Origin of the sequence: Amycolatopsis regifaucium (genome assembly GCF_001613935.1) — a bacterium.
GTDB lineage: Bacteria > Actinomycetota > Actinomycetes > Mycobacteriales > Pseudonocardiaceae > Amycolatopsis > Amycolatopsis regifaucium.
Genome location: NZ_LQCI01000007.1, coordinates 41,859 through 51,768, shown reverse-complemented (window position 1 = coordinate 51,768; position 9,910 = coordinate 41,859). Strand labels below are relative to the sequence as shown.

The 9,910-nt window shown below is 68.6% G+C and carries 8 protein-coding genes; 2 read left to right on the top strand and 6 right to left on the bottom strand.

Going from position 1 to position 9,910, the window contains the following annotated elements:
* Positions 1-62 precede the first annotated feature (62 nt).
* The 3 genes from AVL48_RS09080 to AVL48_RS09070 form a co-directional block, all read right to left on the bottom strand.
* Positions 63-1,397 carry a serine hydrolase domain-containing protein gene (locus tag AVL48_RS09080; RefSeq protein WP_082857590.1) on the bottom strand — a complete coding sequence of 445 codons (1,335 nt, stop codon included), beginning with the start codon at positions 1,395-1,397 and terminating at the stop codon, positions 63-65.
* A 539-nt stretch (positions 1,398-1,936) separates the two neighbouring features.
* Entirely contained in the window at positions 1,937-4,003 is a 2,067-nt protein-coding gene (ligD, locus tag AVL48_RS38145) for a DNA ligase D (protein WP_082857589.1), read from the bottom strand.
* Between the two features lie 349 nt (positions 4,004-4,352).
* Positions 4,353-5,132 (bottom strand): MBL fold metallo-hydrolase, encoded by a 780-nt coding sequence (locus AVL48_RS09070; RefSeq protein WP_061988098.1) that lies wholly within the window; start codon positions 5,130-5,132, stop codon positions 4,353-4,355.
* Positions 5,133-5,221: 89 nt separating this feature from the next.
* Between AVL48_RS09070 and AVL48_RS09065 the strand changes: the two genes are divergently transcribed.
* Positions 5,222-5,860 carry a CGNR zinc finger domain-containing protein gene (locus AVL48_RS09065; protein ID WP_061988100.1) on the top strand — a complete coding sequence of 213 codons (639 nt, stop codon included), beginning with the start codon at positions 5,222-5,224 and terminating at the stop codon, positions 5,858-5,860.
* Positions 5,861-5,868: 8 nt separating this feature from the next.
* Here AVL48_RS09065 and AVL48_RS09060 read toward each other — a convergent pair whose 3' ends face one another.
* Positions 5,869-7,017: an FAD-dependent oxidoreductase gene (locus tag AVL48_RS09060; RefSeq protein ID WP_061988102.1), complete on the bottom strand. Its 1,149-nt coding sequence runs from the start codon at positions 7,015-7,017 to the stop codon at positions 5,869-5,871.
* A complete protein-coding gene (locus tag AVL48_RS09055; RefSeq protein ID WP_061988104.1) occupies positions 7,014-7,688 on the bottom strand; it encodes a TetR/AcrR family transcriptional regulator in 675 nt (224 codons plus the stop codon). The genes AVL48_RS09060 and AVL48_RS09055 overlap by 4 nt, the downstream gene beginning before the upstream one ends.
* Positions 7,689-7,935: 247 nt before the next feature.
* Between AVL48_RS09055 and rox the strand changes: the two genes are divergently transcribed.
* Positions 7,936-9,363 carry a rifampin monooxygenase gene (rox, locus tag AVL48_RS09050; RefSeq protein ID WP_061988106.1) on the top strand — a complete coding sequence of 476 codons (1,428 nt, stop codon included), beginning with the start codon at positions 7,936-7,938 and terminating at the stop codon, positions 9,361-9,363.
* A gap of 41 nt (positions 9,364-9,404) precedes the next feature.
* Here the strand turns inward: rox and AVL48_RS09045 are convergent, their stop codons facing one another.
* Entirely contained in the window at positions 9,405-9,851 is a 447-nt protein-coding gene (locus tag AVL48_RS09045; RefSeq protein WP_061988107.1) for an Lrp/AsnC family transcriptional regulator, read from the bottom strand.
* Positions 9,852-9,910 lie beyond the last annotated feature (59 nt).

The following is a 9,910-nucleotide window of genomic DNA, read 5'->3' as shown; positions in this document are numbered from 1 at the left end:
GGTGGACGAAGACAAGGGGATGTAGACAGGCCTCTCGGGGCCGTAGGGCGGTGTGACCGCCTTCAGCGACTCACCCGCTCGGCGAGACGGCCACCGACCTGCAAGGCGGTGACGCGTCCGGTGCGGGGATCGCGGACGATGCGGCCGCAGTCGGCCCGCAGTCCGGTGGCGGGGTCCGGGACCGACATCGTCCCGCAGTCGTAAAGGGCCAGGTCACGGTGGACCTCACCGTCCACCGTGAGGCATACGACGCCCTCGGTGTCGGTCTCCACGACGTACTCCAGCTCTCCGTTGCGGTAGCCGCCGCGGCTCTCGTCCGGCACGGTGACCCGCCGGGCACGCTCACCGCGCGCCCGGTAGTCCGGGATGTCGAGACCGAGCGCGCGCAGCTCGCGCAGCACCGCGGACCACAGCGCCGCTCCTCCGACGGCGTTGGTGGTCAACGCGACGATGGTCTGTCCTTCACCGTCGATTCGCAGGTGGCACGAGGTTCCGTCCGCCGTGCCGTCGTGACCCAGCCAGGTGGTGCGCTTGCCGTGGAAACGGGCCATGCCCAGCCCCCAGCCGTCGGCGAGGCCGAAGGGCTCGGTGTCGCCAGGGGCGTACATCTCCCGCGCGGTCGCCTCGTCGAGCAGACAGGGATTGCCCAGATGAACCTGCCCGAACTTGATCAGTTCGCGGGCGCTCAGCGCCAGACCGCCCACGGGAGCGAGCACCGGGGCCAGCATCTGCTCGACCACCCGGGGCCGGGCTCCGGGACGACCGGCGTGTCCGTTGGCGGTCGGCTCCCGGCCCGCGCAGCCGATGAAGGCGGCGGTCATGCCCAACGGGCGGATCAGGATCGTTTCCAGGGCCTCCTGCCACGGCATGCCGGTCGCTTCTTCGATGAGCATGCCGACGAGCGCGTAGCCGACGCTGGAGTAGGAGAAGGCGGTGTCGGGGGCACAGACCAGCAGGTCCGGGCGCAGCCAGCCGAGCAGATCGCGGCGGCTGGAGCAGTGTTCGGCGGGGTCGGAGGGCAGGCCGCTGGTGTGCCCGAGCAGCTGCCGCAAGGTCAGCAGGCCGCCGAGCTCGCTGCCACGCAGTTCCGGGAGGAACTCGCCGATCGGCGAGTCGAGCTCGAGGTCCTCGTCGGCGACCAGGAGCATCGCGAGCGTCGCGGTGAAAGCCTTGGTGATGGACCCGACGGGCACCGTCGAATCCACCCTCATCGGACGGTCACCGTCTTCCACACCTGCTTCGGCCACCGAGAGTTGGTCGCTGTGCCACACCGCGAGCTGGGCTCCCGGCACGTGATGCCGATGAATGAGCGAGCTGAGGACCCCGGCCAGCCTGCCTGGCGGGATGGGACGGGCCGACCGCCTTCCGTGGGTTGCGGGAACACACGACTCTGCCACTGACGAAGACACCGAACTGACCTTCCGAACCACTTCAACTGTCACAGGAGGAAATCGCACGTACCAATGACCGCTGTGGCGTCCTGAGAAAGCCCGCCGCGCATCATTCTCGCCAAGAGATGCCTTATACCGTGTCAACCGGGCTTCGTTTTCGATACCACCAAGTGGACCAATCCGAAGTGCAAACGAAGATCCACTCGTCTCGCAATCAATAAGCACAGAAGCGCCAAGATCGCAATTCGAGCGCGCGTTACAAGAATTGGCAATCGGTCAATTTCAGACCGTGGGATGCGCTCCGGTCACCCTTGAAACCAGGCTTCACCTGGGGTATTGCCCCGCCATGGTCGTCGCGCGCAGTCTTCAGCTCGAAAAAAATCATGAATTCGGCTTCGTCGAAAAATCCATCCCAACACCATGTGACAAAATGACGATCCGGAATGTGAACTGCCCAAACAGCGTGGTGTACCCATGAAATAATTTCTCAAACATCCGACCGTAAACGGCACCTGGTCGGTGAGTTGACTGTGCCGCCGTCGCGCTCAAGGCAGAGCCGTTCGTGTGGTGTCGAGGTCGGCGAGTAGGTCGCCGTGTTCGTCGACGCGGTGGAGTACGTCGTCGGCGGTGAACATCAGCTGTGCTGGGCGGCGGCAGGTGCGGACTTCGTTCCAGGTGATGGGGGTGGACACCGTTGGGTGGTCGCGGCCGCGCAGCGAGTAGGGGGCGATGGTGGTTTTGGCGGGGTTGTTCTGCGACCAGTCGATGAACACCCGGCCGGTCCGCTGCGCTTTGGCCATCACGGCGGTCACCGTGTCAGGGGTTTCCCTCGCCAGGCGCTGGGCGAGTTTTTTGGCGTAGGCGGAGGGTGCGGCGGGGTCGTCGGTGGTGATGGCGCAGTAGAGCTGCATGCCTTTGGAGCCGGATGTCTTCGCCAGCGGGGTCAGCCCGTCCGCGACCAGGGCCTCGTGGAGGCGTTCGGCGACGCGGCAGCACTGCACGATCGAGGTTCCCGGCCCGGGATCGAGGTCGAACACCAGCCGGTCCGGTGGGCGGCGAGCGCCCTTGTGGTCGATGGTCCATTGCGGAACGTGGAGTTCGAGGGCGGCCATGTTCGCCGCCCACACCAGGGCGGCCAGTTCGTCGAGCAGCGCGTAGGTGATCGGCTCGGTCGAGCCGCGGGTGCCGCTGCGTGCGATCCGGACGGTGGGCAGCCAGTCCGGGGCGCCGTTGGGGACGTTCTTTTCGAAGAACTGTTCACCGCCGACCCCGTCGGGGAACCGGATGAACGTGACCGGACGGCCGGCCAGATGTGGCAACAACACCGGCGCGATGTGGGAGTAGTAGCTGATGACCTCACCCTTGGTGAACCCGTCCGGATACAGCGGCTTGTCCAGATTGGACAGGGTGAGCTTCCGGTCACCGGCCTGCACCGTGATCCGCGGTCCCGCCGGTGGCGACGCGGCCGAGGGCGGATCGCCGACCGGCGCGGCGCTTTTCGCCCGGCTGTCGGCGGGCCTGCGAGAGAGCTCCGGCGGTGTGGTCTCGGCGGCATGGGGGTGTGGCCGGTGCGGGAGGAGCACGTCGGCGGGTTTCTTGTCCTCGCGCAGCCCTCGCCACGCGGTATGCCGCAGCCGGCCGCCGCTGCGGGTGAACTGCCGGAACACCACCTCCCCGACCATTTCCGGCGTCACCCAGTGGGCGCGGGCGACATCGGCCCGGGGCGGTGCCACGGCGAAGGGATGCCGCTTCCGCTCCAGGGCCTCGAGCCGGGTCTGCAGCCGGCCGCGTTCGGCTTCGGTGAACCCGGTGCCGACGTCACCGATGTAGACCAGGTCGCCGGTGCCGGGGTCGTGGGCGCCCAGCAGGAGCCCGCCCATCCGTCCGTGCAGGCGTCCCTGTCCCGGCCGGTATCCGCAGATGATCACTTCGGTCGTCTGGATCAGCGGATGTTTCAACCACGCGTCACTTCGGCGGCCTGGGCTGTAGGCGGCGGTGCGGAGCTTCGCTATCAAGCCCTCGTGACCGCTGGATCGCACGTGCTCGAGCAGGTGCCGCGGGGTGCGGCGATCGGCGGCGAGGTCGGTGAAGGTGAAACCGCGCACCACCTCCACCCGGTACGGGTCCGGCATCGGCAGCTGCGTCAGCTGACGGCGCCGCTCGTCATACGGCTCGGCCAGCAGTGACCTTCCGCCAAGCTGCAGTAAGTCGAAGGCCAGGAACCGGACCGGCACGTCCTCGAACGGCTCATCACGGCGAACAGAGCTGCGATGGGTCTGATACCGGCCGCGGCGCTCCTGCAGCAATCCGAAGTCGATCTGCCCGGCGTCGTCGTAAACGACGATCTCACCGTCGAGCACGGCGCTCCGACCGTCCAGCGCCTCGGTCAGGACACCGGCGAGATCCGGGAATTCGTCGGTGAAGTCGATCCCGTTACGGCTGGTCAGCACCGTGGTGCCGTCGGCGGCGATGCTCATGCACGCCCGGTAGCCGTCGAGCTTGTACTCATATGTCCACTCCGGACCCTCGCGCAACCGGCCCCCGTCCGGTTTGGCCAGCATCGGCTCCACCCACCCGGGAACGCCCCGGCCGCCTGCCGACTTCCGCGCCATCACGAGCTCCCGTCGCCTGTCGGGCCACGACGAACCGCTCCGCCAAGGCCCCGCGACGACGGTAATCCGAACGGCCTAAACACGCCCGATTTCGTCGCCGGACCGGGTGAGACCGCCGATTTCCACCCGGAACCCCGACTACGGCTGTTGCATGCGCACGCTGAGACGCGACATCAGCCGCATCCCGGCGACTGCCGCGGTTTGTCGGTGGTCGGTGTCATCATCGACTCACCCCGGGACTTCCTCGGGGGTGGGTGGGTACCCGAGCTGGGCGGCGTCGCCGATGCCGACGTCGCCCAGCCTTCCCGTCACCCACGCGGCCTGTCCGAACCAGAGGAACTCCGGGACATCAGCCGAGGCGCAGGCGGTCGGCCAGGCCGGCGGCGGTGAACGCGGCCACGAGGTCGTCGCGGTTCTCGGAGAAGTGGTCCCAGCTGTCGAGGTGGACGGGCACTACCGCGCGGGCGCCGAGGATCTTCGCCGCTTCCGCGGCCATCGCGCTGTCGAGGACGAGCGGAGCTCCGTCGAACACGTCCTTCACGCGCGGGGCGCCGGCGAAAAGGACGGTGGCGTCGACCGGGCCGAACCGTTCGGCGACGTCCCGGACGACGTCGAGTGAGGCGTTGTCGCCACTGACGTAGACCGTCGGCAGGTCCTGGGCGGTCAGCACGAACCCGACGACCTCTCCGGTGACCTTTTCGGCGCCTTCAGGTCCGTGAAGGGCGGGCGCACCGGTCACCGTCATGACTCCCCCGTCGGGGCGGGTCAGTTCGACAGACTCCCACGGCGCGAGTCCCTTCGACGTGCCACCGAGCCGACCTGCCCCGCTGGGCGTCGTGAGCGTCAGCGGCACCCCGGCCAGCAGTGCCCGGCCGGAGTTGTCGAGGTTGTCGGCGTGCTCGTCGTGAGACAGCAGGACCGCGTCGACGGGGCCGAGGTCGGCGGCCTTGATCGAGGGCGGCGCCGTCTTGCGCAGGCCGGGCCTGCCGCCGGGCCGGGGGTAATAGCCGGGCTCGTCGAAGGTCGGGTCGGTCAGGAACCGCAGGCCGCCGTACTCGATCAAGGCTGTCGGTCCGCCGATGACCTGGACCGAGAGCTGGTCGCTGATCGGGGTCACGCCTACTGTCATCTTCCACCTCACGGATAAGTAGCGTTCTTTCCGTGAGCGACCCTAGGGTTTCTCACGGAACAAAGCAAGTTTTTCCGTGAGAATTCCTCATGGTTGAACCCGGCGCCTACCATGAGGACGTGGACGACTACGCCGGGACCGATCTCGACACCGCTGTTCCGCCACCCGCCCCGGGGGCGGAGCAATACCTCGCGCTCGCCTTCGTGAACACCGCGATCACGCTGCCCGGCGGGCAGTTCGTCGATCTGGTCGGCACTCCGGACGCCGCGACGCGCTGGCTCGTCGAGCACGGGTTCGCCCCGCCCGGCACGGGGTTGCGGGAGATGTGCGCGGCGCAGATCCGGTCGTTGCGTGAACAGGTACGGGTGTTGTTCGCCTCGACGTCCTGTGCGGAGCCGGCCCCGCAGAGCGCTCTCGACGCCGTCAACGACGCGCTGAGCAAAGCGCCCACCGCCGCGCTGCTGCGCTGGGATCCGGTGCAGGGGCTGTGCCGCACCGCGCCGCATCCGGTCACCCAGATCGTCGAACACGCGTTGGCCGCGCTCGCGGCGAACGCCGCCGACCTGGTGACCGGGCCGGACGCCGAACGGCTCGCCGCCTGCGGATCCGCGCCGTGCAGCCGGTTCTTCCTGCGCAACGGCCGTCGCCAGTGGTGCTCGGTCCGCTGCGGTGACCGGGCGCGCGCCGCCCGCGCCTACGCCCGGCGCACCCAGCACGAACCGGTCTGATCGGCGGCTTACCGCGTCGAGGGCCGGCGGTACGACGCGAACAGATCGAGCAAAGGCTTCGGGGAGTCGTCGGCGAAGCAGACATCGAGGCTTCGGGCCGACTCGGCGGCCGAGGCTTCACTGCGCGGGAACAACGCCTTCTCGTACCGGCGGAGCGCTGCTTCGGTGTCGCCGGGATGAGCGGCGAGGGCAAGGCCGAGCTGGGCTCCGTCGAGCATCGCGAGGTTGGCGCCTTCACCCGCGAACGGCGACATCAGATGGGCGGCGTCGCCGAGGAGGGTGACCCCGGGGACCCGGTCCCAGCGGTGACCGATCGGCAGCGCGTGGATCGGCCGCGGGGTCAGGTCGCCATCGGCGTCGGTGATCAGCGCTCGGAGGCCCGCGTCCCAGCCGTCGAAGTGCTCCAGTACCGCGGCCTTCGCGGCGGCGGTGTCGCCGAAGTCGATCGTGGTGATCCAGTCTTCGGCGATTCTGAGCGCGACGTAGACGTGGAGGCTGCCGGTGGCGTCCTTGTGCCCCAGAAAGCCCTTGCCCGCACCGAGTGCGAACACCATCCCGCCACCGGCGAGCGCGGAACTCGCGGGGTGTCGGGTATCGGCGTCGTGAAGGTGGACTTCCACGAAGGACACACCTTCGTAGGACGGCGTGGCGTCGGAGACCAGCGGGCGGACCTTGGACCACGCGCCGTCGGCGCCGATCAGCAGCTCGGTGGTGAACACGGTGCCGTCGGCCAGGGTGACTTCGTGTGCGCCGTCGCCGAGCGGCCGTGCGCCGGTGACCTTGGCACCCCAGCGCACGGTGTCCTCGGGCAGCGAGCCGAGCAGAAGGCCGCGCAGGTCGCCGCGGGTTGTTTCGGGACGGCCGCCGTCACCGTCGTCGGTCTCCTCGTGGTGCACGGCCGCGTGCTGATCGAGGATGCGCATGGCCTCGCCGCCGGGGTGGACCAGCGCGCGGAATTCCTCGTGGAGACCGGCGGCCCGGAGCGCCTCCTGGCCGGATTCTTCGTGGATGTCGAGCATGCCGCCTTGGGTCCGTGCGGACGGCGACGCGTCGAGGTCGAAGACGGCCGCCTCGATGCCGTTGACGTGCAGGACGCGAGCCAGCGTGAGTCCACCGAGACCGGCACCGATGATCGCGATGGGGTGCTGTGTGGTCATGTCGGGTTCCTCTCGGCCGGCACGGCGGTGCCGGTGATTCCGGTGATCAGCACCCGGATGCCCCACGACATCCGCTGGGCGGGCTGTCCGCTGAGCAGGTCGGCCGCGTGTGCGGCGATCTGCGGGTGAGTCGTCTCGTCGGCCTCGTGCACAGCGCGGGCCAGCGCGTCCCATTCCTCCGGCGACTCCTCGTCGGCGTGCTCGGCCGCGGTCGCCGTCGCGTACTGCAGGAGGAGGTCGATCCCCCAGGCGCGTCGCTCGGGTGGAACGTCACCCTCGGCGAGCAGGGCCAGCATCGTCTCGACCAGACCGAGGTAGTTCTTCCCGCTCGGGCGGGCCACCAGCGCGGACAACGCGAGACCGGGGTACTCGAGAAGCGTCGCCGCATAGGCCGTCAGCAGTTGTTCGAGCCGGTCACGCCAGCCGCCATCGGACGACGACCGGGTGATCGTGCCCAGCAGTTCGTCCAGGATCGCCGCGTGCAGCTCGGCGGTGTTGCGGACGTAGACGTAGAGCGAGGCCGCGCCGGTGTCGAGTTCCTGCGCCAGGCGGCGCATCGTGACCTTCCGCAGGCCTTCCTCGCGCAGGATCCCGACCGCCGCGGCGACGATGCCGTGACGGGTCAGCGCGGGTTTGGCCGGTCGTTCCCGACGGCTCTTCTCAGGTGCCATGCCCTTATCGTAACGAACATGTTCGTTACGAACAAGTTCGCGACGAACATGTTCGATGATTGTCACACTGAACCGCGCTGCTTCCCACGGCGTTTGTCCGTCCACTGCGGACCGAAATGACGAAGGCAGAGAGATCGACACTCCCTGCCACTTCCAACGTATAGCGCACCGGGGGGCTTGCGGCAAGACCCCAGTCGTGCCGCAGAATCTCCCGCCGGACCACACAAGCTCGACAATCGGGGGAATCTTGATCGACGTGATCATCGCCGGCGGCGGACCGACCGGCATGATGCTCGGCGCCGAACTGTGCCTGCACGGCGTCCGGGTGGTCGTCGTGGAGAAAGACGCGGAACCGACCAAGGTCGTCCGCTCCATGGGCCTGCACGCCCGCAGCATCGAGGTGATGGATCAGCGAGGCCTGCTCGAGCGCTTCCTCGAACACGGCACGAAGCATCCCGTCGGCGGCTCCTTCGCCGGCATCCCGAAATCAGCACCGCCACTGGGCAGCGCCCACGCCTACCTCCTCGCCATCCCGCAGACCGTCACCGACCGGCTGCTGAGCGACCACGCCGCCGAGGTGGGCGTCGACATCCGGCGCGGCCGGGAGCTGGTCGGCCTGAGCCAGGACGAGGACGGCGTCGACGTCCAACTCTCCGACGGGACGACACTCCGCGCCCGCTATCTCGTCGGCTGCGACGGCGGCCGCAGCACGGTGCGCAAACTCCTCGGGATCGACTTCCCGGGCGAGCCGGCCACCGCCGAGACGCTGCTGGGCGAGATGGAACTGACCGAGGACTGGGAAACGGTGCTCGCCGTGATGACCGAGGTCCGCAAGACCCAGTTGCGGTTCGGTCTCTCCCCACTCGGTGACGGCGTGTACCGGGTGGGGGTGCCCGCCGAAGGACTGGCCCAGGATCCCCGGATCCCGCCCACTTTCGACGAGGTCAAGCGGCAGCTCAAAGCCGTCGCCGGCAGCGACTTCGGCGTGCACTCGCCGCGCTGGCTCTCCCGCTTCGGCGACGCCACGCGGCTGGCCGAACGTTACCGGGCAGGGCGCGCGTTCCTCGCGGGCGACGCGGCGCACATCCACCCGCCGGTCGGTGGGCAAGGGCTCAACCTCGGCGTCCAGGACGCTTTCAACCTCGGCTGGAAACTGGCCGCCGCGGTCAACGGCTGGGCACCGGAAGACCTGCTGGACACCTATCACGCCGAACGGCACCCGGTGGCCGCCGCCGTACTGGACAACACCCGCGCGCAGATGCAGCTGATGTCGCTCGATCCGGGATCCCAGGCCGTGCGGAGGTTGCTGGCGGAACTCATGGAATTCGAGGACGTGAGCCTGTTCCTGACCGAGAAGATCACCGCGACCGCGATCCGCTACGACTTCGGCGACGGGCACGAGCTGCTGGGCCGCCGGATGCGGGACGTCGAACTGAAGCAGGGGCATCTCTACGGGCTCATGCGCGGCGGTCGCGGACTGCTGCTCGACCAGACCGGACGGCTTTCGGTGGAGGACTGGGGAGACCGGGTCGATCACGTCGTCGACGTCAGCGAGGTGCTGGAGGCGCCCGCGATGCTGCTGCGGCCGGACGGCCACGTGGCGTGGGTCGGTGAAGGTCAGGAGGAACTGCGCGGCGCGCTGCGCCGGTGGTTCGGGGAAGGCGTCGTGCGCTAGTCCGGCGAAGAGGCTGCTACCCGGGGGCCGGAGGGCACCCGTCACGGGCCCTGCGGACCCCGGTAGGGCAGCGTCTGGTTGTAGACGATGTTGGTGTTGGTGCTCCCGAACAGCGCCAATTCGTTGACGATCTCCTCCAGCCGCCCCATCGACGGCGCCGCGATCTTCAGCGCGTAGCAGTCGTCACCGGTCGTACGGAGGCATTCGAGGATCTCGGTCCGCTCGGCAAGCAGCTTGTGCAGAGGCGCGTGCCTGCTGCCCGGATACTTCAGCCGCACCACCGCGAGTACCACGTATCCCGCCTTTTCGAGGTCGACGTCGGCGCGGTAGCCGGTGATCACCCCGGCCGACTCCAGTCGCTTGACCCGTTCGGTCGTGGCCGACGCGCTCAGGCTGACCCGCTTGCCCAGCTCGGTGAGCGGGAGACGGCCGTCCTTCTGCAGCTCCACCAGGATCGCCCAGTCCGTCGCGTCGAGAGTCTCGGTCATCGGGCGAGAATACCGGCAGATCCACGGCGCAACCGCCGTTACACCGGGAATGATCTCTT

Excerpts from the sequence above, each read along its gene's own strand:
- AVL48_RS09070 (WP_061988098.1), bottom strand. The coding sequence starts at position 5,132 with ATGACAGTAGGCGTGACCCCGATCAGCGACCAGCTCTCGGTCCAGGTC.
- AVL48_RS09045 (WP_061988107.1), bottom strand. The coding sequence starts at position 9,851 with ATGACCGAGACTCTCGACGCGACGGACTGGGCGATCCTGGTGGAGCTG.
- AVL48_RS09060 (WP_061988102.1), bottom strand. The coding sequence starts at position 7,017 with ATGACCACACAGCACCCCATCGCGATCATCGGTGCCGGTCTCGGTGGA.
- AVL48_RS09065 (WP_061988100.1), top strand. The coding sequence starts at position 5,222 with ATGGTTGAACCCGGCGCCTACCATGAGGACGTGGACGACTACGCCGGG.
- ligD (WP_082857589.1), bottom strand. The coding sequence starts at position 4,003 with ATGGCGCGGAAGTCGGCAGGCGGCCGGGGCGTTCCCGGGTGGGTGGAG.
- AVL48_RS09055 (WP_061988104.1), bottom strand. The coding sequence starts at position 7,688 with ATGGCACCTGAGAAGAGCCGTCGGGAACGACCGGCCAAACCCGCGCTG.